A 23,208-nucleotide genomic window follows, 5' to 3' on the forward strand; every position below is an offset into this window, starting at 1 on the left:
TACTCTTTGCCCGAGTCCCGTTATAGAACAGCATTGGCGTGATCAAGCAAGGTGTTCAGGCAATCTGGATTTGAATTGATCCGTTTTTAGGCGCTCTCAATCTTCAGTCTTCTTGTATTCATATTGCATGATTTGCTGTTCATCAGCCCAAACGGGATGCACTGGGATTAAATGCCGTTAGACAGGCACGATTTTACGCTGCCATACCATCCACAAGAATAGTTCGAGAAATACCCCGAGTTTAAGAACCCACCATTATGAACCTTACCGAATTAAAAAATACGCCGGTTTCTGAGCTAGTAACTCTCGGCGAGAATATGGGGCTGGAAAATCTGGCCCGCATGCGCAAACAAGACATCATCTTCGCCATTTTAAAGCAGCATGCCAAAAGTGGTGAGGATATCTTTGGCGATGGCGTTTTGGAAATATTGCAGGATGGATTCGGTTTCCTGCGCTCCAGTGACAGCTCCTACCTGGCCGGTCCCGACGATATCTATGTTTCTCCGAGCCAAATCCGCCGCTTCAACCTGCGAACAGGGGATACCATTTCCGGCAAGATCCGGCCGCCGAAAGAGGGCGAGCGTTACTTTGCACTGTTGAAAGTCAACGAAGTCAATTACGACAAGCCGGAAAATGCCCGTAATAAAATCCTGTTCGAAAACCTGACTCCGCTGCATGCCAACTCCCGTTTGCGCATGGAACGCGGTAACGGTTCCACCGAGGATCTCACCGCCCGGGTGCTGGATTTGGCCGCCCCTATCGGTCGCGGTCAGCGCGGACTGATTGTGGCCCCTCCCAAGGCCGGTAAGACCATGCTGCTGCAGAATATTGCGCAGAGCATCGCCTACAACCACCCTGATTGCGTGCTGATGGTGCTGCTGATTGACGAACGACCGGAAGAAGTGACCGAAATGCAGCGTTTGGTGAAAGGCGAAGTCATTGCCTCAACGTTCGATGAACCGGCCTCACGCCATGTACAAGTGGCCGAGATGGTCATCGAAAAAGCCAAGCGTCTGGTGGAGCATAAAAAAGACGTTATCATCCTGCTGGACTCCATTACCCGCCTGGCCCGCGCCTACAACACCGTGGTGCCCGCGTCCGGTAAAGTATTGACCGGCGGCGTGGATGCCAACGCATTGCATCGCCCGAAACGTTTCTTCGGCGCGGCGCGTAATATGGAAGAAGGCGGCAGCCTGACCATTATCGCGACGGCGCTAATCGATACCGGCTCGAAGATGGACGAAGTCATATACGAAGAATTCAAAGGTACCGGTAATATGGAATTGCACCTTTCGCGGAAAATTGCGGAAAAACGCGTCTTTCCCGCCATTGATTACAATCGTTCCGGTACCCGTAAAGAAGAGCTGCTTACCACGCAGGAGGAGCTGCAAAAGATGTGGATCCTGCGTAAAATCATCCATCCCATGGGTGAAACCGATGCCATGGAATTCCTAATGAACAAATTGGCCATGACCAAAACCAATGATGAATTCTTTGACATGATGAAACGCTCTTAAACAACAAAAACTCGGGTAACGCCACGTCTAAACGTGGCGTTTTTTGTTTGTGATGCTAGGATAGTCGCATCTTGCTTGTCATACCTTTCTACCAAAGATATTTCAGGTTGCAGCTATAGGGTAAAGGCAAGCGGTCTTTTTGCTTCAGTAAACCTGGCGGAGAGCCGGGTACGATGAAAAAGATGAAAGAAAAAATATTTCAGTGTCACGGAATTTGGTGACAATTGAGGCAAAAAGTGCGAGGCGTACACCACAGTAGCGTCCCAAACAGCCCGATGGATGCAGAGAGCTTTCTATTGTGAACTTACTCAATATGAGTACTGATTTTATTGCCATTTTTCTGTTCTCAATGGTTTTTTTGTTTTTTCTGCGCAAGATTGCCAAGAAGATAGGTCTGGTGGACCGGCCCAATTACCGCAAACGCCATCAAGGGCAGATCCCGCTGGTGGGCGGCATATCAATCTTTGCCGGTATCTGTTTCACTTTCATTTATACTGATCTTGCCGTACCCCATATCGAACTCTATTTATTATGCGCGGGCATTCTGGTCATTACGGGTGCTCTTGATGATAAATACGATATCAGCGTTATATCCCGCGCCGCCATTCAGGCATTAGTCGCAATTGCCATGATGGTTTTCGGCGGTCTTTATATGAGTAGCCTGGGGTTCATCTTCGGCCCATGGGAGATGCTGCTCGGACTCTTTGGCTATCTGGTTACCCTATTCGCTGTATGGGCCTCAATTAACGCCTTTAACATGATGGACGGTATTGACGGTCTGCTGGGAGGACTGTCCTGCGTTTCCCTTGGCGCTATGGGCATACTCCTATGGCTGGACAATGATTTTGCCCTGGGGATGTGGTGCTTTGCCCTGATTGCCGCCATCTTGCCCTATATCCTGCTTAACCTCGGCATATTTGGCCGGCATTACAAAGTGTTTATGGGCGACGCCGGCAGCACCATGATCGGATTCAGCATCATCTGGCTAATTTTGCAAAGCACCCAAGGCGACGGCCATCCAATGCGCCCGGTTACCGCATTGTGGATTATCGCCGTTCCGCTCATGGACATGATAGCCATTATGTACCGCAGGATGCGCAAGGGAATGAGCCCGTTTTCTCCCGATCGGCAGCACATCCACCACCTAATTATGCGAGCCGGCTTTAGTTCCAGACAAGCCTTTGTTATTATTACCGTTACCGCAGCTTTGCTGGCTGCTTTCGGCGTCGCGGGAGAACGCTGGCTGGTCTGGCCTGAATCCGTGATGCTGATTTTATTCGTGCTGGTATTCTTGCTTTATGGCTATTTGCTTAAATGCGCCTGGCGAGTAGCGCGCTTCGTAAAGCGGACAAAGCGGCGGTTCGGCGATAAAAGATTACCGGCCGGCCGCACTTCGGGACGGAAATGACACCAGATAAACATGCTTCCTCACACGACCCCCGACTGGATAATGAACTGGATATTCGCGGTCTTGTTCTCCGGTTATGGCGCGGCAAGCGCTGGATTGTCGCCATGGCGGCGATTTTTGCCGCGTGCGCCTTGATCTACTCTCTATTGGTGAAGCAGGAATGGACCGCTACCGCCATCACCGATCGGCCGACGGTGAATATGTTGGGCAGTTATTTCTCACAACAGCAATTTTTACGTAACCTGGATGTGAAAAACTCTACCTTGCCGACGTCGGATATGCCGTCTATCGGGGATGAAGCCTACCAGGAGTTTATCCGCCAGCTCTCCTCCTATGATACCCGGCGTGATTTCTGGCTACAGAGCGCTTATTACATTGCCCGTAAAGAGGGACGTTCCCGTGCCGATGCGCTGCTGCTGGACGAGATGATCAATAACGTTCAGTTCGTTCCCCGCGACGATGCGAAAAAGTTGCCGGACCAGGTGACATTGACGGCCGAAACGGCGGCGGATGCCAATACGCTGCTGCGCGCGTATGTCGCTTATGCCAACCAGCGCGCGGACGGGGTTCTGAACGAAGATGTCACCGGCGCCTGGACGGCCCGCGCCATCTCACTTAAGGCCCAGGTCAAGCGTCAGGAAGCGGTGTCCCAGGCCATGTTTGAACGGGATGTGAATGCGCTTCGGCAAGCATTGGAGATTGCCAAGCGGCAAGGCATAAGCCATAGTCAAACCGATACGCCGGCGGAGTCTTTACCTCAATCCGCCCTTTACCTGCTGGGGCAACCGGTATTGCAAGCCAGGCTGTCGGCATTGCAGGCCGCCGGGCCCAATTTTGACCTGGAGTACGATCAGAATCGCGCAATGTTGGCTACGCTGAATGTAGGACCGGCATTGCAACATAAATTCCAGACATATCGTTATTTAAGAACGCCCGAGGAACCGGTAAAACGCGACAGACCTCGCCGGGTTTTCCTGCTCATTCTCTGGGGTGCCATGGGTGTGCTGGTGGGCGCAGGGATAGCGTTAAGCCGCCGTCTATGATGTTGCCGCAGCACAAAGTCTACCCTGAATAATTCGAGTTGCGGGAACGCCAACGCACCGGCAACTGGAAGTATGACGGGTTAGACCGGGCATCAATCCGGATAGATGCTTCGCCCGCCACGCGGCAGAACTTATACGAGCCATCCCGGTGGCTTACACGAGACGGAAGGGAATTGCTGTGAAAGTGTTGAGTGTCTTCGGCACCAGGCCGGAAGCCATTAAAATGGCACCGTTGATCTTGGCCCTGGCCAATGATCCGGCCTTCGAGTCAAGAATTTGCGTCACGGCCCAGCACAGGGAGATGCTGGATCAGGTTTTGCGTCTTTTCAATATCATTCCCGATTACGATTTGAATATCATGCAGCCGGATCAAGGGCTGACGGAAATCACCAGCCGGATCCTTACCGGAATGAAACCGGTTTTGCAGTCGTTTGAGCCCGATGTGGTGCTGGTGCACGGCGACACCACCACCACCCTGGCCACCAGCCTGGCGGCATTCTATCACCATATTCCGGTGGGCCATGTGGAAGCGGGATTGCGCACCGGCAATCTTTACTCGCCCTGGCCGGAAGAAGCCAATCGTAAACTGACCGGCCATCTGGCCATGTATCATTTCTCTCCCACCGAAAACGCCCGGCAAAATCTCTTGCGCGAGGGTTTGGCGGCGGAAAGGATTTTCATCACCGGCAACACCGTTGTCGATGCGCTGTTTTTGGTGCGCGATCGCGTCTTGAATAACGCCGCCTTGCGCGCCTCCCTTGAGCAGCGCTACGATTTTCTTGATGGACAAAAAAAACTGATTCTGGTTACCGGCCACCGCCGGGAGAGTTTTGGCGATGGTTTTGAGCGTATATGCAGCGCATTGGCCCATATTGCCCGCAACCATCCCGAGGTTCAGGTGGTGTATCCAGTGCATCTGAACCCCAACGTCAGCGAACCGGTTAACCGTATTCTGAGCGGCATAGCCAATATCAAACTCATCGATCCGCAGGATTATCTGCCGTTTGTCTATCTTATGGATCGGGCTTACATGATTCTCACCGACTCCGGCGGTATTCAGGAGGAAGCGCCTTCCCTGGGTAAACCGGTCCTGCTGATGCGTGACACCACCGAGCGGCCCGAGGCGGTAGCGGCGGGCACGGTACTGCTGGTGGGGACCGATCCCGCCAGGATACAGGCGGCGGTGTCGACCTTGCTTAATGACGTCGATGAATATCAGGCCATGAGCCGGGCTCATAACCCTTACGGTGATGGACAAGCGTGCCGGCGAATAATCGAAGCATTAAAAAATCATCAGGTGAAAGTATGAGTTTTGACACGATTTCCGTCATCGGGCTGGGCTACATCGGTCTGCCGACCGCTGCGGCGTTCGCCTCTCGCCAGAAACACGTGGTGGGGGTGGATGTCAACCAACGGGCGGTGGATACCATCAACCGCGGCGAAATTCATATTATCGAGCCGGATCTGGCGCGGCTGGTCAAGAGCGCTGTTGACGATGGTTATCTGCGGGCGGTGACCCGTCCCGAGGCGGCGGACGCCTTTCTGATCGCGGTACCGACCCCGTTTAAAGACGGCCATGAGCCGGATCTGACCTATGTCCGGGCGGCGGCCCTCTCCCTGGCGCCGATATTAAAACCGGGGGACCTGGTAATTCTTGAATCCACCTCTCCGGTGGGCACCACTGAACAGATGGCGTTATGGCTGGCGGATGCGCGTCCCGATCTGCATTTTCCCCAGACGGCGGGTGAGCTGGCGGATATCAATATCGCTTACTGCCCGGAGCGGGTCTTGCCGGGCAAAATCGTGGCCGAACTGATTAAAAACGATCGGGTGATCGGCGGGATGACCCCGCGCTGTTCCGCGCGCGCCAGCGAGCTTTATCGACTCTTTCTGGAAGGCGAATGTGTCATTACCGGCTCCCGTACCGCCGAGATGTGCAAGCTCACGGAAAACAGCTTCCGGGATGTGAATATTGCCTTCGCCAATGAGCTGTCGCTGATTTGCGCCGAGCAGGGCATCAATGTGTGGGAGCTTATCCGTCTGGCCAATCGCCATCCGCGGGTAAATATTTTACAGCCCGGCCCCGGCGTGGGCGGCCACTGCATTGCGGTGGATCCCTGGTTTATCGTCGCGCAGAACCCGCAGCAGGCGCGCTTGATCCGCACCGCGCGCCTGGTGAACGATGATAAGCCGGCCTGGGTGGTGGAACAGGTGAAGTCAGCGGTGGCGGAGTGCCTGTTTGAAACCAATAAACGGGCAGGGGAGGTGATTATCGCCTGTTTCGGGCTGGCGTTTAAACCGGATATCGATGATTTACGCGAAAGTCCGGCGGTATCCATTGTCCAACGGATAGTATCCTGGCATCAGGGCACGACCCTGGTGGTTGAACCCAATGTCCGGCAACTGCCCGAGGCGTTGGCCGGGCATGCCGCCCTCACCGCGCTGGAGGATGCGCTCAACCGGGCGGATGTGCTGGTAATGCTGGTGGATCATCGTCAGTTCAAAGCGCTGCCGCCCTCGGCAATACGCCAGAAATGGTTGGTGGATACAAGGGGGGTTTGGCGGTGAAGCGGATACTGGTTACCGGCGGCGCCGGGTTTATCGGTTCCGCGCTGGTCAGACATATCATCACCGCTACCCCGGACAGCGTGCTGGTGGCGGATAAGCTGACCTATGCCGGCAACCTGGACTCCCTGGAGCCTGTCGCAGGGGATGAACGCTATCATTTCCAACGGCTGGATATTTGCGACGGCCCGGCGCTGGACCGGCTTTTGCAGACCTACCGGCCCGACCTTATCATGCATCTGGCGGCGGAAAGCCATGTGGATCGCTCCATCGACGGGCCGGCGGAGTTTATCCACACCAATATCAACGGTACTTATATCCTTCTTGAAGCGGCTCTGCGCTATTGGCAGACGCTTGACCGGGTAAAGCAAGCGGCGTTTCGTCTGCACCATATTTCCACCGATGAAGTGTACGGGGATCTTGGCGCCTCCCAGGACCTGTTTACCGAAAATACCCCTTATGCCCCCAGCAGTCCCTATTCAGCTTCCAAAGCCGCCAGCGATCATCTGGTGCGGGCCTGGCTGCGGACTTTTGGTTTGCCCACGCTTATCACCAATTGTTCCAATAATTACGGTCCCTATCAGTTTCCGGAAAAGCTGATTCCGCTGGTCATCTTGAATGCCTTGGCGGGAAAACCGTTGCCGGTATACGGCGACGGCGGGCAGATTCGCGACTGGCTGTATGTGGAAGATCACGCACGGGCCTTGTATCGGGTGGCAGAGGCGGGGAAAATCGGTGAAACTTATAATATCGGCGGCCATAACGAACGTAAAAATATCGACGTTGTGGCCTCTATCTGCGGGATCTTGGAAGATAGTGGGGTAACCAAACCGGCCGGAGTGGTGAATTTTCTCGATTTAATCCAGTTTGTCACCGACAGGCCGGGGCACGATCGCCGCTATGCCATCGACGCCGGGAAGATCGAACGTGAATTGGGCTGGCTGCCGCGGGAGACATTCGACAGCGGTTTGCGTAAAACCGTGCAATGGTATCTTTCAAATCCGGCCTGGTGGCGTAGAGTGCAGGACGGTACCTATGCCGGCGAACGTCTGGGGCTGGCTCGCTGAGGCTCCGTCTGCGGCCGGACCGGTTGGTGTCCGGTCACGGCTGTATTTCATGAAACGACGGCAGGAGAGCCTATGAAAGGCATCGTTCTGGCGGGCGGCTCCGGCACCCGCCTACATCCCATCACCCGCGGCGTGTCCAAACAGCTGTTACCCGTATATGACAAGCCGATGATTTATTATCCCTTGTCGGTGCTGATGCTGGCCGGTATCCGTGACATCCTGATCATCACCACACCCGAGGACCAGCCTTCTTACCGGCGATTGCTGGGCAACGGCGACGAGTTCGGTATCCGCCTGAGCTATGCCGCTCAGTCAAGTCCCGATGGACTGGCGCAGGCTTTTCTGATCGGCGAAGCCTTTATCGCCGGTGAACCCTGCTGCCTGGTGCTGGGGGATAATATCTACTTCGGCCAGGGGTTCAGTCCGAAACTCAGGGAGGTGGCGGCGCGCACCCAGGGCGCGACTATTTTCGGATATCAGGTAATGGATCCAGAACGCTTCGGCGTGGTTGAATTCGATGATAATTTTCGGGCATTGTCGCTCGAAGAGAAACCGATCAAGGCCAAATCCAATTGGGCGGTTACCGGCCTCTATTTTTATGACGCCCAGGTGATAGAGTTCGCCAAACAAGTCACACCGTCATCCCGCGGCGAACTGGAGATCACTTCCATTAACCAGATGTACCTGGAGCGCGACCAGTTGCAGGTGCAGCTCCTTGGCCGGGGCTTCGCCTGGCTGGATACCGGCACTCACGACAGCCTGATCGAGGCCAGTATGTTTGTGCAGACGGTGGAAAAACGCCAGGGATTTAAAATCGCCTGCCTGGAGGAGATCGGCTGGCGTAACGGTTGGCTGGATGACGACGGCGTGCGCCGCGCGGCCCAGGCATTGTCAAAAACCGGCTACGGCCAATATCTGGTGAATTTACTTCATGCCCGTCCACGCCAATATTGAACCTTTGCGCTGGGAAAGCGATTTTTTCGGTTTCGCCAGCGGCAAACTGGTCTTTGACCCGGCGGCTCCGCCGGTGTCGTCAGCCGGCCTGGACGCCTTCAAAATCGTCCAAGCCAAAGTGGCGGCCCAGTGTCCGCAGCAGCTTGATGCGCTGGCGGCTCTGGGCTTTCGTCTTGTTGAGGGTGAAACCGACCTCAGCGTTGAAATAACACCGACCCTCAAACCCGCCAAGGACAAAAACGTTCAATCCGAGGCCAATTTAGGCCTCCCCGCGGAAATTCGTCTTGCCGGGGCGGCGGATATTCCGGCATTGCGCGCCATGGCCTCCACTGCATTTACCCTGAGCCGGTTTCGTGAGCCTTGGTATTCCAGCCCGGACAGCAGCCGTTTTTACGCCCTGTGGGCCGAGAACGCCGTGCTGGGGCGTTTTGATCACGGCTGCCTGGTAGCCGGCCCGCCGGGGGCCGTCATCGGCATGGCGACCCTGCGGGATATCTCTGCTGGCGAGGCGCGTATCGGGCTGCTGGCGGTGGACCCGGTATTCGGCGGCCGGGGCATCGGCCGCCTGCTGTTTAACGCGGCCCAGGACTGGTGCCGCGATCGTCACAAGAAACGCCTGCGGGTGGCAACCCAGACCGGCAATATCGCCGCGTTACGGCTATACATAGCATGCGGAGCGACCATTGACGGCGCCGCTTATTGGTTATACAGGTGAACATATGATTCCGTTTAACGCACCGCCGGTGGTGGGCACTGAAATCGATTTTATCCGCTCGGCGATGGGCAGCGGCAAACTCTGCGGCGACGGTGGTTTTACCCAGCGCTGCCAGCAGTGGCTGGAACAGCGTTTCGGCAGCGCCAAGGTATTGCTGACCCCTTCCTGCACCGCGTCGCTGGAGATGGCGGCTATTTTGCTGGATATCCGCCCCGGTGATGAAGTGATCATGCCCAGCTACACTTTTGTCTCCACCGCCAATGCCTTTGTGCTGCGCGGCGCCGTCATCGTATTCGTGGATATCCGCCCGGATACCCTGAATATGGACGAAACCCTGATTGAAGCGGCCATCACCGAGAAAACCCGCGTTATCGTGCCGGTTCACTATGCCGGCGTGGCCTGCGACATGGACCCTATCATGGCGCTGGCGAAAAAATACCGGCTGTTTGTGGTGGAAGATGCCGCCCAAGGCGTCATGTCCACCTATAAAGGCAAGGCTCTCGGCACCATCGGCCATATCGGCTGTTTCAGTTTCCATGAGACCAAAAACTACACGGCGGGGGGTGAGGGCGGCGCCACGCTGATAAATGACCCGGCGCTGATTGAGCGCGCGGAAATCATCAGGGAAAAAGGCACTGACCGCAGCCAGTTCTTTCGCGGCCAGGTGGATAAATACACCTGGAGGGATATCGGTTCCAGCTATCTCATGGCGGATATCCAGGCCGCCTATCTCTGGGGGCAGTTGCAGGCGGCGGATGAGATTAACCAACGCCGCCTGGCCTTGTGGCACCGCTACCGGAACGCGTTGTCGCCCCTGGCGGAGCAGGGGCGCATCGATATCCCCTTTATCGCGCCGGGCTGCGTGCAAAACGGCCATATGTTTTATCTGAAGTTACGGGATATCCACGATCGTACGGCATTTATCAACCATATGAAGGCGGCGGATATCCTGACGGTATTCCACTATATCCCCCTCCATGACAGCCCGGCGGGACAGCGTTTCGGCCGCTTCCACGGCGAAGAGCGCTTTACCGGCCGGGAAAGCCGCCGGCTGGTGCGTTTGCCGCTGTTCTACAATCTTACCGACGATGTTCAATCCCGGATTATCGACGCCATAAACGGATATTTCTCCTGATATGTCGCTGGCGGGGGCGTCATTATGGACCGCCGCGTCGACGCTGGTAAAGATCGGCGCCGGCCTGCTGGTGGTGAAGCTGCTGGCGGTCTCCTTCGGACCCGGCGGCGTCGGCCAGGCGGGCAATTTCAGGCAGTTGGTGACGGTGCTGGGCGTACTGTCCGGAGCCGGTATTTTCAACGGCATCACCAAGTATGTGGCGCAGTATCAGCACCAGCCGGAGTCGCTGCGCAGAGTGCTGGGTACCGGTTCCACCCTGGTGCTGGGGTCTTCCGTCCTGCTGGCGCTGGTGTTCCTGTGGGCCGCCGGACCTATAAGCCGCGTCCTGTTCGGTCATGACCAATATCGGTATGTGATCTACGCCGTGGCGTTTATTCAGCTCGGTATCGCCTATGCCAACCTGATGCTGGCCATTCTGAAAGGATTTCGCGATGCGGCGGGAAATGCCTTGGCCGTGGGCTCCGGCAGCATACTGGGAGCGGGCGCTTACTTTCTTAGTTATTATCTTGGCGGCTATCAGGGGGCCCTGGCCGGTTTGGCGCTGGTACCGGCCGCCACCCTGCTGCCGGCGGCCCTGATCGTTGCCCGACGGCGTAAGGTTCGCCTGGACGATTTGCGCCCGGCATGGGATCGGATCCTAGCCACTGAGCTTGGCAAGTTCACCCTGATGGCGCTGATGACCTCCTTTACCCTGCCGGTAGCCTACATCCTGATGCGAAATTTGCTGGCGCGCCATTACAGCTGGGCGGAAGTGGGTATCTGGCAGGGCGTCAGCAGCATTTCCGACGCTTATCTCCAATTCATCACCGCCTCGTTTACCGTCTATCTGCTGCCCACGCTGGCGCGCTTGACCGATAAGCGCGATATCAGCAAAGAAATCGGCCGCACGCTGTTGTTCGTGCTGCCGGCGGTGGCCGTCGTCAGCCTGATGCTGTGGCTATTGCGCGATATTGCCATCCGTTTGCTGCTGTCCGCACAGTTCGATGCAATGCGCGATCTTTTTGCCTGGCAGCTGATTGGAGATGTACTGAAAGTGGGTGCTTACGTATTTGGTTATCTGGTGATTGCCAAAGCCTCTTTGCGCTTTTATCTTCTGACTGAATTGAGCCAATTTATTCTGTTGACCGGCTTTTCCCAATGGCTTATCCCTCTTCATGGGGCCCTTGGCGCGACCCAGGCCTATATGGCAACCTATATCGTCTATTTTTTACTTTGCGGCGGCGTGTTTACTCTCTATTCCAGGAAAAAATGACTTTGCTGATCCACGTATTGGGTGCCGATATACCCCATCACAATGTGACGGTTATGAAATTTTTCAATGACCGCCTGGCCGGAGCTTTGCCGGCTGAACAGGTGCGGCATTTTATGGTGGCGGCGTCTGATTTCGCCCGCTATTCGGACTTCCCGGCGTTGGACATTGCTGCCTATGCGGATAAACCCGCCTTGGCGCAGGCTGTCATCAAGCGCGCCGCCGCCGACCCTACTGCGCGTTTTTTCCTGCACGGGCAGTTTAATGCCGGCTTATGGCTGGCGCTGCTCACCGGCCGGCTACCCGCGGCGAGGGTGAGCTGGCATATTTGGGGGGCGGATTTATATGAGGAATCCGTTCAGTGGAAACATCGCCTGTTTTATCTGCTGCGCCGCCGCGCCCAGGGCCGCATCGGACACGTGTTCGCTACGCTTGGGGATCTCTCGGTTTATCAACCTCGTTATCCCAAGGTGCCGTGCGAGCCGCTCTATTTCCCCACCCGCATGGATCCCGACCTGTCTTATGCCCGTCCGGCGATGCCGGCGGGCAAAACATTGACCATCCTGCTGGGCAATTCCGGCGATAGCTCCAACCGGCATCTGGAGGGGCTGCAATCCATCCACCGGCAGTTCGGCGCCCAGGTACGGATCGTTATACCCATGGGCTATCCGTCGAACAATGACGGCTATATCGCCCGGGTACGGGCGGAAGCGGAAAAGTATTTTCCCCCGGAGCAGTTGGAGTTATTAACCGAACCGGTGGTCTTTGCAGACTATCTCTCCTTGCTGCGGCGATGCGATCTGGGCTATTTTCTTTTTAACCGACAGCAGGGCATCGGTACGCTTTGCCTGCTGATTCAGTTCGGCGTGCCCTTCGTGCTGAGCCGGCAAAATCCGTTCTGGCGGGATTTAACGGAGCAGCAGGTGCCGGTATTATTCCATGGCGATACCCTGGATACGGCGGTGGTAGGGGAAGCGCAGCGGCAGCTGGCCGCTGTGGACAAAAGCCGTATCGCGTTTTTCTATCCCAATTATATGCAGGGCTGGCGGCGTGCGCTGGCCGTTGCGGCGGGGACCACCCTATGACGCTGGGGCAGTTTGGCGGATTATTGCTCGTGTATCTGCTGGGACTGGTATTTGTCCTGACGCTGACCTATCGGGAATTCAGACGCATCAGATTTAACTTCAACGTTTTTTTCTCGGTGCTCTACCTGCTGACCTTTTATCTGGGATTTCCGTTCACCTGCGTGCTGGCCTTCCGTTATAACGTCCAGGTGGTGCCCGCGGAATACCTGATGTACGCCTTACTGGCGGCTACGTCATTTTACGGAGTGTATTATGTCAGCTATAAAACACGCTGGTTTGCCCCAACGCAAACCCGCCCCCTCGGGCTGCTGGCGTTTAACCGGGTAGAGACCCATCTGGTTTGGATATTACTGGCGCTCATTGCCGTGGGTACCGTGGGGGTCTTTTTTATACACAACGGTTTCCTGCTGTTTCGCCTGCAATCCTATAGCCAGATTTTTTCCCGCGATGTCTCCGATGTGGCGCTCAAACGGTTTTTCTATTTCTTTATCCCGGCGATGCTGGTGCTCTATTTTCTCAATCCCCATCGCCGCAGCTGGCTGCTGTTCCTGCTCAGTACCGTTGCCTTCGGCATCTTCACCTATATGGTGGTGGGAGGGACCCGGGCCAATATCATTATCGCCTTTGCCCTGTTCCTGTTTATCGGGATACAGCGCGGCTGGATAAGCCTGTGGGTACTGTGTGGGGCAGGGGTGATGGCGATTGCGGGCATGTTCTGGCTGGCGCTGAAGCGCTATGGACTGAATGTCAAAGGCGACGAAGCTTTTTACACTTTTTTGTATCTGACGCGCGATACGTTCTCCCCCTGGGAAAACCTGGCGCTGCTATTGCAAAATTACGATAAAATCATTTTTCAGGGACTGGCGCCGATTATCCGGGATTTTTATGTTTTCATCCCCGGTTGGGTCTGGCCGGAACGGCCTAGTCTGGTGTTGAATACCGCCAATTATTTCACTTGGAATGTATTGGATAACCATTCCGGCCTGGCGATTTCCCCGACCCTTATCGGTTCTTTACTGGTGATGGGAGGCGTTGTATTCATTCCCCTCGGTGCTATCGCGGTGGGCCTGATTCTTAAGGGATTCGATACCTTATATGAGCGTGGCAAGGCGGCGTCCGATCGCTATCGCTCGGCAATATTGCAGGCGTTCTGTTTTGGCGCGGTATTTAATATCATTGTGCTGGCCCGGGAAGGCGTTGATGCGTTCGTATCCCGGGTGGTGTTTTTTTGTTTGATCTACGGATTTTGCCTGGTACTGGCTAAATTGCTTTTTTGGTTGCTTGACCGTGCGGGCCTGATCCGGCCCCGACAGCCGCGCGGAACGACAGAGGCGTTATAATCACCCCTCTGCAAGGATAAAAAACATGGATAACATTGACGGGGTACCTCAGTATCGGATTCGCGGTTTGGCTATCTGGGGCTTTCGCGATCAACAACACTGTGTGGATTACCTGTTTGACGGCCAGCGGGTCAAAAGCGGCTGTCTGGTGGCGATGAATGCCGAGAAGGTGTTAAAGGCCGAACGGGACGCCGCCCTGTTTGCCCTGCTCGATAAAGCGGAAATCAAATATGCCGACGGCATCAGCATCGTGCGTTCCATCCGCCGCAAATACGCCTCAGCCCGGGTTACCCGCGTCGCCGGCGCCGATTTATGGGAAGGCATCATGGAGCGGGCGGGAAAGGAGGGTACGCCGGTATTTCTTGTCGGCGGCCGGCCGGCGGTGCTGGAGCAAACCGCGGCAATGCTGCGCGCCAGATGGAACGTCGCCATTGTCGGTTGTCGGGACGGTTATTTCACTGAAGATGAAAAGCCCGCTCTTTACAATCTGATCCGTGAGAGCGGTGCGGCCATCGTTACCGTGGCAATGGGATCGCCCCGGCAGGAAAACATCATGTACGAGTGCCGTCGCTATCACCCGGACGCGCTGTATATGGGCGTAGGAGGCACTTATGATGTTTTTACCGGACATGTCAAGCGCGCTCCTCTCATCTGGCGGAATATGGGCCTGGAATGGCTCTATCGGCTGATGAGCCAGCCGGGCCGTATTTGGCGCCAGTGCAAACTTTTACGTTTTGTGGGTTATTATGTCAGCGGGCGCCTTTAATGGGCAGGAAATGAGCAAAGCGTCATCAAACACATCAAAAGTATGAAAAAGCACTAGACAGTCAGGCCGCGATTCCGTACTATCCCCACCCGCAACGGCGCTAAGCGCCCGTAGCTCAGCTGGATAGAGCGCTGCCCTCCGGAGGCAGAGGTCTCAGGTTCGAATCCTGTCGGGCGCACCATTTTTAGTGCGCAAGTGCTGTAGCAGTTGCTTCGCCGCGTTGCGGTATTTGGTAATGGTGATTGTAGCTCAGTTGGTAGAGCCCTGGATTGTGATTCCAGTTGTCGTGGGTTCGAGTCCCATCAGTCACCCCAGAATCAGTGGGCATGCGAAGGTGGCGGAATTGGTAGACGCGCTAGCTTCAGGTGTTAGTGTCCTTACGGACGTGAGGGTTCAAGTCCCTCTCTTCGCACCACAACCTTGATATATCGATTGTCGGCATCCTGTGTTTTTCCCTGTATAGCCTTTCCGCGTAAACGGCGGCTGTTAATGCAGTGGCTTGTAGTATGCTGCGTCAGAAAATGTATAAATGCAAAAAATCGGCGAGTAGCGCAGCTTGGTAGCGCAACTGGTTTGGGACCAGTGGGTCGGAGGTTCGAATCCTCTCTCGCCGACCAAATTCCTTGTAAGCTTAGTCTGTGGACCTTCGGTCTGAGCTAAAAAATACTGAAAAACAGTGAGTTATTTTAACTTGCTGTTTTTTTTGTTTGTAGCGTCTCCCGCATTCTCGTTATAACCTCCTGACATTGGCCGGTAGGGCGCCAGCGCATCCCTATGGCGTCAACCCAGCGATAAAGATCAATCACCGTTTTGCCCCAAAGACGAATCTGAAATTTGCTCTATACTTGTTTAGAGATTCTACGCATTTTTCGTCCTCTTACACAAGGATGACTGGTATGTTGAGGAAAACAGAGTAGGCTGGTATATGGGTACTTTTAACTGAACATCACTGATGTTACCTATCATAAATATAAATTGAATTTGACGTGTTTTAGGAAGAAATTAGCGTCGTTCAATTGAAAAATCGGCTGAAAATACTTTTTTCTGCCATGAGAACGTCAAAAAGTGATTATTTATGGACAGCAATACTGCCATATGACCGATAGCCGAGAATAATCGCAGGCGGGATGGTTATATGAAAAATTAAGTCGGACTTTGGAAGGATAAAATACCCTGCGGGTATCGGTAAAAAAGCTTATATCTATCAAACAGCCTACGCATGTTGTGCGGTGCTGAAAATATATTCAGGAAACCTTTCCTGGAAGCCGTGATTTTTGCCAGGCAGTTTGAAATTCGCCAGAAGATAAAGCATGTACCCTTTACAACGCATAAGAGTCGATGAGAGGTGACGAATGGAAGTTGATTTCTTATTAATTGAAAACGACGGGGAAACATCCGTTTATCGGGGTGAATTTCAAATTGGGCGTATCTTGGTGGTGCCAAAGATGACCTTGATGGGTATGGCCCAAAGCAAAAAGAGAAAATCAGCCCCGATTGCCAGGAGTTATGATACGGTTGTTCATATCAGCGCTGACGGACAGCGATACGCGGTGGCATTTTCAGGGAAAACGTTATCTGCGCTTGAAACCGATGAGTTAATCAAAAGATCGGTTCCGAAACCGTTGCCTCTGTAAAAATTCATTTTCAAGCTATCGGCTTGCTCAGCGCGGATTAAAAAGGGTGTTGAGGCAGTTGGTGCTCCATTCCGGTTATTTCCCCGTCTTAGCAGATTGTTGCTTGATCAAAACCTAGGTTAGGCGGGACATCTTTATGTCGAAAGAGGCAAGTCACTCATGTTAATGAGCATTAATCTCCGTGACTGATTTGGGAGGCCCTTGTGGCTAAATTTTTAATGATTGGCGGTTCCTTAGGTGGACAAATACTCGAAAAACCCTACCCGAGAGAAGTGATACATGAAATTGATAATAATATAAATATAGGGCCGAAAAGCGAGGCGGCGCAGAAACTGGAAATTAGCACTATTGAAACATATTATGTGCATTATGCCTATTTTGAAGGGAAATTTTACCTTTATGCCAGTATGGATGATCTTAAAGTTGAGAAAGTCAATGCGTTGATAAAAACGTCGGGTCTTGAAGCACTGAGATAACTCGAAAAAAGATGCTCATCGTTTTACCTAAAGTGAGATGCTATACTTTTGACGGCCCTAATAAATAAGGGTTTCTGCTTCTTTCAAGTAAATATTTGAAACAATTCTCCAGCCTGCTGCTCTTGCCTGACTTCCTTTATCCCCAGTAATTGTGTGACTTATCGTTTTTGATAAAAAATGGTGGTCGCCGGTGCGTATGCGATCTTACACTTTTAATTCGTACTCTTTGGCACGAATATGTCAAAAAGCGAAGTTAAAACAATCTTAGAATGGGGGCAATGAATGAAATTATTGCGTTATGGTCTACCCGGAGAAGAACGTCCCGGCATACTGGATAATCACGGCCGAATTCGCAGTCTGGATAAATATATTCTGGATGTGGGCGGTAGCGCATTATTGCCGGCTTCCCTTGATGTCCTGCGCGGATTGGATATCCAGCAGTTACCACTGGTGGGCGGCGAGCCCCGGCTGGGGCCTTGCGTCGGCGGCGTGGGAAAATTTATCTGCATCGGCCTCAATTACGCAGACCATGCCGCTGAAACCGGCGCGGCGATCCCCGGGGAACCTATTGTATTCAATAAGTGGACCAGCGCGATTATCGGGCCGAACGATGAGGTGCAAATTCCAAGGGAATCGGTCAAAACCGACTGGGAAGTGGAATTGGGCGTCGTTATTGGCCAAGGGGGCCGCTATATCAGCGAGCAGGATGCCCTGGATCATGTGGCCGGTTATTGTGTGGTGAACGACATCTCCGAACGCGAATGGCAAATCGAGCGGGGCGGCACCTGGGATAAGGGCAAGGGTTGCGATACCTTCGGGCCCATTGGTCCCTGGCTGGTGACCGCGGATGAAATTCCCGATCCCCAGGCGTTGGATTTATGGCTGGAGGTTGACGGCAAGCGTTACCAGAACGGCAATACCGGTACGATGATTTTCGGCGTCAGGCACGTTATCAGTTATCTGAGCCGGTTCATGAGCTTGCAATCCGGCGATATCATCGCCACCGGGACGCCACCGGGCGTGGGCATGGGGCAAAAACCACAACCCGTATATCTCCGGGCCGGTCAAACCATGCGTTTGGGCGTGGAAGGGCTGGGCGAACAGCGCTTAAGAACCATTCAGGCCTGAATAGAGCGCTTTCCGGGGAATAATCCCGGCATGGCGGCCCATGCCGGGTCACATTCAGATGCGGTTAATGGCCGGCGGCTTTATCGATGGCGGCTTGTAAGGCTTCCTGATCAACCGCGCCGGCAAAAACGGTGATATTGTCTTTGGTGGCGCCTGAAGTGGGCATAATGACGAAGCCGGGGGTGCCGCTAAAACCGATTTGCTGCGCCAGCTCGTTGATATGGCCCAGCGTGGCGACATTTTTATGGAGTTCCGCCGCCGACGGCTGTGGGAAATGGATTTGTTTAAGCACGCCGGAGATATCTTCATCCGTCAACTTGCCTTCGTTGTGGCCGGTTTTATAGATCCCGTTGTGATAAGCGATATATCCTTTGGCGCCTTGCTCTTTCCACACGCTCAGGCCGGTTTCGGCGGCGGTGATGGACGGCTGCCAGCGGCCGCCGAAAATCGGCCACTCCTTGAAGACAAATTTCACCTTGCCGTTAGCCTGCATCACGGATTCCATGATGGGGGCCATCTGATTGCAGTAGACGCATTGATAATCAAAGAATTCCACCACCGCCACCTTGGCATCCGCCGGACCTGCCGCGGGAGTATCCTTATCGGCGAGTAGCGCGGCCTGATTATTCAACACGCCTTCGGTCAAGGCGCTGGCCTGCTCCTGGGCCTGTTGCGCCTGTAATTTCTGGCTGACCTGAACCAATATTTCAGGATGCGCCATCAAATAGTCGGCGGCAATTTTGCCGATGGCATCCTGCTGCGCCGGCGTGAAGGGCGCCTGTGCCGTGGTATCCGCCAGGGCGGTCCGGCTTATCAATGCAAGGGTCGTCACCAATACGGCATGTTTGAGTTTGAAATTCATCACATTTCCTTAGAGATCGTCGTGTATACAAACATGACATAAATAGGGAGATTTTAGGGTGGGAAAATGCAGCATATCATCCTCCCATCGCTGCGGTAACGTAAATCATATGGGGTGAATAGGCAATAAATGGCGGTAGCCTTACGCCGTTAGTATAGAATGTCACTGAATGGCGACATCTAACAGATTGAAAAAAATGATTATATTCCTGGTGAGAGAAAAACTGTCGTTATTCAGGGACAGTTAATGGCTGTGGGGATAATGATTTCGGGCATAGACGCCGGATGGAGGGATAAAAACTTGTGGATGTCATGGTATTTAATTATATGAATTTTAATGAGTTTTTCATGCAGTCGGCTTGTAGGGCCTGTTTCCTAATGTTCTTTTCGGCCATAACGCCTAGATGGCATAGGATATGCAGTAGCCTCGATGTAGATGCTCATTCCAACCCTTATGTTCGCGTTTATGCTTCATAGCTACGCCTCATAAACCCGGGAATGACGCAGAGCCAAATTAGGGTGCCTATTGTCCATCCTCTTGATGAATTTTCATCAGACATCCCGGACAAACCGTTGAGTGAGGCACCACCTGTTGTCTTTGATCCGACCTTATGCACTTGCCTTGATGGCAAGTGTTTTTTTTATGCGCCGCAGGCTTCGCCCGCCACATGCGTCTTTGACAGATATCATTCCTGACCCTGTGTAATATTTACCGCAGAATCAAACCGTAAGCTCAGCACAATCGGTACGGCAATCGCATATATAACCAAAGCCGATAGCCAGATGGCGTCTGGCCATTGTTGCCTGACGACGAAATAGACGTTAGAAAACACCAGCGGCCTGACTATCGATGCTAGGCTCATGGCAAGCCCACGGTTATCGGCTTGCCGTCGTAGAAGAGCCCGCCCGAGGGGCCGCCGTCCTCAAGCGTTGCCGCCCAGACGACGCCCTTGGCGGCTTCGGCCGGAGAACGGTCGTAGGCGTCGTCGCCTCGCTCGGGATGACTGGCGACCGGCCCCGGGTCCACAGCATTGATGAGAATCGGCGTGTCGGCGAGAGCCGTGGCGAGAGTGGCCGTCAGCGTATTGAGGGTGTGCTTGGCGAGGGAATAGGCGGGTGAGAAGAGCGGTCCGGAATCGCGGTTCTCTATTTGCCGGGCTGCGGCGCTTGAAACATTGACAATACGCGCGGCAGGCGCCTTTCTGAGAAGCGGGAGCAGTGACTGGATCAGACCCCAGCAGCCGAACACGATGATCTCGAACGCCGAGTGAAGCGCATCGAGATCGATTTCCAGCGCCGAACGGGTGCAAAAGTCGGGCATGGGGCTCGCGTTGTTCACCAGCACATCGAGACGATCGATCATGCGGGAGAGGCGATCGGCCGCTTCGTAGATACTAGACCGGTCGGCCAGATCGAGGCGCAGAGCCGTCGCATTGTGACCGGCTTCGCGCAGTTTTGCCGCTAGCCGTTCTGCTTGAGTCTCGTCCCTGGCGGCAAGGATGACGTGGTAATTCTGCTCGGCGAGCTGGCGGGCAACTGCGAAGCCAAGGCCCAGGGAACGGCTTACGCCAGTAATCAGCGCTGTATGGGAAACCAGGGAAAGATTTTGCATGGATCGCTCCTTTGTCGGCGTTCGACCGGAGCGGTTCGTCGGACTGCAGAACCACACGGACGAACAATGGATGCCTAAGCGGCATCGGATGTTCGTCGTGGGGTCTCAAGGGAGAGACAGAGCTTTCGTTTCCGAAAGGACTTGGGCTTACCAAACCAAGTCAGCCTTTTCCGACGGGGTTATTATAGCATCGGCTCATCCCTCTATCACTATCTCCCTAAGCGGGAAATCTTGCCTATGCACAGGCGATTTTCATTGCGACGGCGATTTCAGGGTCATCAGCAAACCGTCTCGGCGCATCTGCGCAGACTCTTCCGGCAAATGCAGGCGATCCAGCACATCCGCCAGCCAGGCGTAGTCATGGGCGTCCGGCCGCTGTTTGAGCGCGGCGCGAAAGGCTTCGGCGGCGCCCTGCCATTCCCCGCGCTTCATCAGCAATTGCCCAATGGTACTGTTAAGCAGCGGCGTGGCGCCTTGCTGTTTAATCTGCAGGCGCAGTACTTTTTCCAACTGTTCGGGATCGCCGGTTTTTAGCCGGGGAATCAGCAGCAGCAACTGTTCGTCTTTTTGATTTTTCAGCCCTTTGACGATAATGGCCTGTGCGGTTTCATGATCATTGCATTCAATAAGATGTTCCGCCAGGGCCGCCAGCAGGCGCGTATCGCCGCGGGTTTTGCGGTCCTGGCCGCGCCACCAGCGGTTAAGCCCTTCACTGCCCTCATTTTCCATAATCTGGTCCATCAGGCCGGTGTAACCCTGATAGGCCAGCGCATCTATTTTCACTTCCTCATAGACGCGGACTTTACGCATGGCCGGCAGGATATCCAGCAACGCCTGCCAGGCATGAGTGCGGATAAACGCCTGTTCGGCCAGTCGCAAGACTTCCGGGTGCCGTGGGGCAATGGACAATAAATGGTCGACGCCATGGCGGGCAGCATGATTTTCATTGCGCGCCAACTGCAGCCGGACCCGGGTGATATCCACCGGCAACTGATCGCTATCGGCGGCTTCCATGGCGCGTTCAAGATGCTGGTTGGCTCGGATATCATCCCCCCGCTGCTGGGCGGCTTCAGCGGCGAGCAAGTAGTTCACCACCGGCTGCTCCGCATGCTCGGCGTCACGGGTCAATAATTTTTCCACCTGGCGGTAGTCCCCTTCGGCCAGCTTCATCATCGCCGCTTTGGTGTGCCTGCGGGCATTGTGGCCTTTACGGCCGACGAACCAACGCCGCGTGCGCGCGCCGGTGCGGAACATCCTGCGCAGGATTGCTTCGATAACAAACAGCACGGAAAGCGACACAATCAATATGATGATGAGGCCTATGACGCTGGTTTCAATATTGTAATTGTCGGTCTGAATTAATACGTAGCCTTGGTGACCGGCCACCATGGGACCGATAACAATGCCGGCAATCAACAGGATAAGCAGCAAGAATACCCGTAGCATGGTCTATTCCCCCTGGCTGGCGGCGGCAGCAGTGGGTTGCGCCAACAGGTTGCGCACGCGGGTTTGCATCAGTTTTTCCATTAGGGGCTGGCTGTGCAGCTGATCCGGTACGTTCAGGGACACGCTTTGCTGGCTCAGGGCGTCCACATCGGCGAGAAAGGCGCGGGTGCTGGCGTCATCGGTATCAAAATAGGCGCGTACCCAGGTGGACACGGTTTCCAGGGACTGCTGATACACTTCGTTCTGATGGCGAGGCACCGCCTGGGCGGCGATAAGCAGGCGGGAGCGGATATTTTCCCGCAGATAAATATCCTGATTAGGTGCCAGCAAAGGTTCGGCGCCGGTATCCCTACGGCGGATAGTAATGAAATCATTGATAAAATTATGCCAGCTTTTGCTGAGGTTCTGCCGCCATTCGCGCACCGATCCCGAAAGCTTGCTGTCACCGACGCCGTCCATCGGCGCTTCATCGCTGTCGTTATCCGCCAGGCGCAGGTTATCCACCTGATTCGACAGTTGATTCACTTTCAGAATAATGCCATCGAAATCAATCTGGCTGACGGCGGACAAACCGGCGATATCGTCGGTAATCGCGCGCCGCACCGGCATCAAACTGGGGTCGTTCATGTCCGCCAGGCTGGCGTCGGCGCTTTTCAGCAATGCGCCGGCGGTGAGGACGTCCTGATCGCTCCACAGTTTACGACCCGCCAGTTTTATCAGAAAATCCGCCTGCGCCAATAGCCATGTATTGGCTTCAGAGCCTGAAATAGTAGCGACTTTCTCTCGTAATTCCCCCAGTTGCCTGGTCTGATCCGCCGCCTGCTGCCGGGCGGCGGTCAATGCCTGGCCCTGCTGTTGCAAAGCGGTTTGGAATTGCTGCTGCTGCTGCTGTTGCGCCTGCTGCAGTTCGCTGAGGCGGGATTGCAGCTGCTGGCCGGCGGCGGCTTGCGCCTTGCCCTGGCGGACGGTGTAGGAATAGAGCGCGGCGGCCAGCAGCAGGGCGAGGATAATGGCAATGATCGCCAGGATGATTCCTATGGTCGGTTTAGCTCCGCCGGGACGGGCGTTTTTGCCTCCCGGCGCCGGCTGCGCCTCGCCTAATGGGGGTGCCGTTGCTCCGGACCGGGATGCGCCGGGGTTATCCGCTGTGCCGGTCACGTTTTCCTGCGGCATTGTTGGAGTAGTGTGTTCCGTCATATTGGCCTAT

The 23,208-nt window shown here is 54.7% G+C and carries 20 protein-coding genes and 4 tRNA genes; 20 read left to right on the forward strand and 4 right to left on the reverse strand.

Annotated elements, in window-relative coordinates:
* The first annotated feature begins 257 nt into the window (after positions 1-257).
* The 20 genes from rho (at position 258) to ACL2XJ_RS09645 (ending at position 18,082) form a co-directional block, all read left to right on the forward strand.
* The gene (gene rho / locus ACL2XJ_RS09550) at positions 258-1,517 is read left to right on the forward strand and encodes a transcription termination factor Rho (RefSeq protein ID WP_132923829.1); all 1,260 of its coding nucleotides are present in this window, start codon (positions 258-260) and stop codon (positions 1,515-1,517) included.
* A gap of 298 nt (positions 1,518-1,815) precedes the next feature.
* The gene (gene wecA, locus ACL2XJ_RS09555) at positions 1,816-2,925 is read left to right on the forward strand and encodes a UDP-N-acetylglucosamine--undecaprenyl-phosphate N-acetylglucosaminephosphotransferase (RefSeq protein WP_413726349.1); all 1,110 of its coding nucleotides are present in this window, start codon (positions 1,816-1,818) and stop codon (positions 2,923-2,925) included.
* Complete coding sequence (wzzE, locus tag ACL2XJ_RS09560) at positions 2,922-3,968, forward strand: ECA polysaccharide chain length modulation protein (protein ID WP_132923827.1); 1,047 nt, start codon at positions 2,922-2,924, stop codon at positions 3,966-3,968. Before wecA ends, wzzE begins: the two co-directional genes overlap by 4 nt.
* 178 nt (positions 3,969-4,146) lie before the next feature.
* Positions 4,147-5,277, forward strand: coding sequence for a non-hydrolyzing UDP-N-acetylglucosamine 2-epimerase (wecB, locus tag ACL2XJ_RS09565; protein ID WP_413726350.1), 1,131 nt, complete (start codon positions 4,147-4,149; stop codon positions 5,275-5,277).
* The gene (gene wecC / locus ACL2XJ_RS09570) at positions 5,274-6,536 is read left to right on the forward strand and encodes a UDP-N-acetyl-D-mannosamine dehydrogenase (protein WP_413726351.1); all 1,263 of its coding nucleotides are present in this window, start codon (positions 5,274-5,276) and stop codon (positions 6,534-6,536) included. The genes wecB and wecC overlap by 4 nt, the downstream gene beginning before the upstream one ends.
* The gene (gene rfbB, locus ACL2XJ_RS09575) at positions 6,533-7,600 is read left to right on the forward strand and encodes a dTDP-glucose 4,6-dehydratase (RefSeq protein ID WP_413726352.1); all 1,068 of its coding nucleotides are present in this window, start codon (positions 6,533-6,535) and stop codon (positions 7,598-7,600) included. The genes wecC and rfbB overlap by 4 nt, the downstream gene beginning before the upstream one ends.
* 72 nt (positions 7,601-7,672) lie before the next feature.
* On the forward strand, positions 7,673-8,554 hold the full coding sequence (gene rfbA, locus ACL2XJ_RS09580) for a glucose-1-phosphate thymidylyltransferase RfbA (RefSeq protein ID WP_413726353.1): 882 nt from the start codon (positions 7,673-7,675) through the stop codon (positions 8,552-8,554).
* Positions 8,532-9,269 carry a dTDP-4-amino-4,6-dideoxy-D-galactose acyltransferase gene (gene rffC, locus ACL2XJ_RS09585; RefSeq protein WP_413726354.1) on the forward strand — a complete coding sequence of 246 codons (738 nt, stop codon included), beginning with the start codon at positions 8,532-8,534 and terminating at the stop codon, positions 9,267-9,269. The genes rfbA and rffC overlap by 23 nt, the downstream gene beginning before the upstream one ends.
* 4 nt (positions 9,270-9,273) lie before the next feature.
* Entirely contained in the window at positions 9,274-10,404 is a 1,131-nt protein-coding gene (gene rffA / locus ACL2XJ_RS09590; protein ID WP_132923821.1) for a dTDP-4-amino-4,6-dideoxygalactose transaminase, read from the forward strand.
* A gap of 1 nt (position 10,405) precedes the next feature.
* Positions 10,406-11,656: a lipid III flippase WzxE gene (wzxE, locus tag ACL2XJ_RS09595; protein ID WP_413726355.1), complete on the forward strand. Its 1,251-nt coding sequence runs from the start codon at positions 10,406-10,408 to the stop codon at positions 11,654-11,656.
* Entirely contained in the window at positions 11,653-12,738 is a 1,086-nt protein-coding gene (locus ACL2XJ_RS09600) for a TDP-N-acetylfucosamine:lipid II N-acetylfucosaminyltransferase (RefSeq protein ID WP_413726356.1), read from the forward strand. The genes wzxE and ACL2XJ_RS09600 overlap by 4 nt, the downstream gene beginning before the upstream one ends.
* A complete protein-coding gene (gene wzyE, locus ACL2XJ_RS09605; protein WP_413726357.1) occupies positions 12,735-14,078 on the forward strand; it encodes an ECA oligosaccharide polymerase in 1,344 nt (447 codons plus the stop codon). The genes ACL2XJ_RS09600 and wzyE overlap by 4 nt, the downstream gene beginning before the upstream one ends.
* Before the next feature lie 25 nt (positions 14,079-14,103).
* Positions 14,104-14,844, forward strand: coding sequence for a lipopolysaccharide N-acetylmannosaminouronosyltransferase (wecG, locus tag ACL2XJ_RS09610; RefSeq protein WP_413726358.1), 741 nt, complete (start codon positions 14,104-14,106; stop codon positions 14,842-14,844).
* 104 nt (positions 14,845-14,948) lie between these two features.
* Positions 14,949-15,025, forward strand: a tRNA-Arg gene (locus ACL2XJ_RS09615).
* Positions 15,026-15,082: 57 nt separating this feature from the next.
* Positions 15,083-15,158: transfer RNA gene (locus ACL2XJ_RS09620), tRNA-His, on the forward strand.
* A 14-nt stretch (positions 15,159-15,172) separates the two neighbouring features.
* A tRNA-Leu gene (locus tag ACL2XJ_RS09625) sits at positions 15,173-15,259 on the forward strand.
* Between the two features lie 125 nt (positions 15,260-15,384).
* Positions 15,385-15,461, forward strand: a tRNA-Pro gene (locus tag ACL2XJ_RS09630).
* Between the two features lie 735 nt (positions 15,462-16,196).
* Positions 16,197-16,478, forward strand: coding sequence for a hypothetical protein (locus ACL2XJ_RS09635; RefSeq protein ID WP_413726359.1), 282 nt, complete (start codon positions 16,197-16,199; stop codon positions 16,476-16,478).
* Positions 16,479-16,681: 203 nt separating this feature from the next.
* Positions 16,682-16,954, forward strand: coding sequence for a hypothetical protein (locus ACL2XJ_RS09640; protein WP_413726360.1), 273 nt, complete (start codon positions 16,682-16,684; stop codon positions 16,952-16,954).
* A 282-nt stretch (positions 16,955-17,236) separates the two neighbouring features.
* Positions 17,237-18,082, forward strand: a complete 846-nt coding sequence (locus tag ACL2XJ_RS09645; protein WP_413726361.1) for a fumarylacetoacetate hydrolase family protein — start codon at positions 17,237-17,239, stop codon at positions 18,080-18,082.
* Between the two features lie 64 nt (positions 18,083-18,146).
* Here the strand turns inward: ACL2XJ_RS09645 and ACL2XJ_RS09650 are convergent, their stop codons facing one another.
* The 4 genes from ACL2XJ_RS09650 to hemX all read right to left on the reverse strand — a co-directional run bounded on the left by ACL2XJ_RS09650 (position 18,147) and on the right by hemX (position 23,198).
* On the reverse strand, positions 18,147-18,944 hold the full coding sequence (locus ACL2XJ_RS09650) for a DsbA family protein (protein WP_413726362.1): 798 nt from the start codon (positions 18,942-18,944) through the stop codon (positions 18,147-18,149).
* 858 nt (positions 18,945-19,802) lie between these two features.
* Positions 19,803-20,555 (reverse strand): SDR family NAD(P)-dependent oxidoreductase, encoded by a 753-nt coding sequence (locus ACL2XJ_RS09655; RefSeq protein WP_413726363.1) that lies wholly within the window; start codon positions 20,553-20,555, stop codon positions 19,803-19,805.
* Between the two features lie 252 nt (positions 20,556-20,807).
* Positions 20,808-22,001 carry a protoheme IX biogenesis protein HemY gene (gene hemY / locus ACL2XJ_RS09660; protein WP_413726364.1) on the reverse strand — a complete coding sequence of 398 codons (1,194 nt, stop codon included), beginning with the start codon at positions 21,999-22,001 and terminating at the stop codon, positions 20,808-20,810.
* 3 nt (positions 22,002-22,004) lie between these two features.
* Positions 22,005-23,198, reverse strand: a complete 1,194-nt coding sequence (hemX, locus tag ACL2XJ_RS09665; protein ID WP_413726365.1) for a uroporphyrinogen-III C-methyltransferase — start codon at positions 23,196-23,198, stop codon at positions 22,005-22,007.
* Positions 23,199-23,208: the final 10 nt, after the last annotated feature.

It is taken from the genome of Sodalis sp. RH16, assembly GCF_047324245.1.
Taxonomy (GTDB): domain Bacteria; phylum Pseudomonadota; class Gammaproteobacteria; order Enterobacterales; family Enterobacteriaceae; genus Acerihabitans; species Acerihabitans ligni.

Excerpts from the sequence above, each read along its gene's own strand:
- rfbA (WP_413726353.1), top strand. The coding sequence starts at position 7,673 with ATGAAAGGCATCGTTCTGGCGGGCGGCTCCGGCACCCGCCTACATCCC.
- wzxE (WP_413726355.1), top strand. The coding sequence starts at position 10,406 with ATGTCGCTGGCGGGGGCGTCATTATGGACCGCCGCGTCGACGCTGGTA.
- ACL2XJ_RS09650 (WP_413726362.1), bottom strand. The coding sequence starts at position 18,944 with ATGAATTTCAAACTCAAACATGCCGTATTGGTGACGACCCTTGCATTG.
- hemY (WP_413726364.1), bottom strand. The coding sequence starts at position 22,001 with ATGCTACGGGTATTCTTGCTGCTTATCCTGTTGATTGCCGGCATTGTT.
- wecG (WP_413726358.1), top strand. The coding sequence starts at position 14,104 with ATGGATAACATTGACGGGGTACCTCAGTATCGGATTCGCGGTTTGGCT.
- wzzE (WP_132923827.1), top strand. The coding sequence starts at position 2,922 with ATGACACCAGATAAACATGCTTCCTCACACGACCCCCGACTGGATAAT.
- ACL2XJ_RS09635 (WP_413726359.1), top strand. The coding sequence starts at position 16,197 with ATGGAAGTTGATTTCTTATTAATTGAAAACGACGGGGAAACATCCGTT.
- ACL2XJ_RS09600 (WP_413726356.1), top strand. The coding sequence starts at position 11,653 with ATGACTTTGCTGATCCACGTATTGGGTGCCGATATACCCCATCACAAT.
- rffA (WP_132923821.1), top strand. The coding sequence starts at position 9,274 with ATGATTCCGTTTAACGCACCGCCGGTGGTGGGCACTGAAATCGATTTT.
- ACL2XJ_RS09645 (WP_413726361.1), top strand. The coding sequence starts at position 17,237 with ATGAAATTATTGCGTTATGGTCTACCCGGAGAAGAACGTCCCGGCATA.
- hemX (WP_413726365.1), bottom strand. The coding sequence starts at position 23,198 with ATGACGGAACACACTACTCCAACAATGCCGCAGGAAAACGTGACCGGC.
- wzyE (WP_413726357.1), top strand. The coding sequence starts at position 12,735 with ATGACGCTGGGGCAGTTTGGCGGATTATTGCTCGTGTATCTGCTGGGA.
- rffC (WP_413726354.1), top strand. The coding sequence starts at position 8,532 with ATGCCCGTCCACGCCAATATTGAACCTTTGCGCTGGGAAAGCGATTTT.
- rho (WP_132923829.1), top strand. The coding sequence starts at position 258 with ATGAACCTTACCGAATTAAAAAATACGCCGGTTTCTGAGCTAGTAACT.
- wecC (WP_413726351.1), top strand. The coding sequence starts at position 5,274 with ATGAGTTTTGACACGATTTCCGTCATCGGGCTGGGCTACATCGGTCTG.
- ACL2XJ_RS09655 (WP_413726363.1), bottom strand. The coding sequence starts at position 20,555 with ATGCAAAATCTTTCCCTGGTTTCCCATACAGCGCTGATTACTGGCGTA.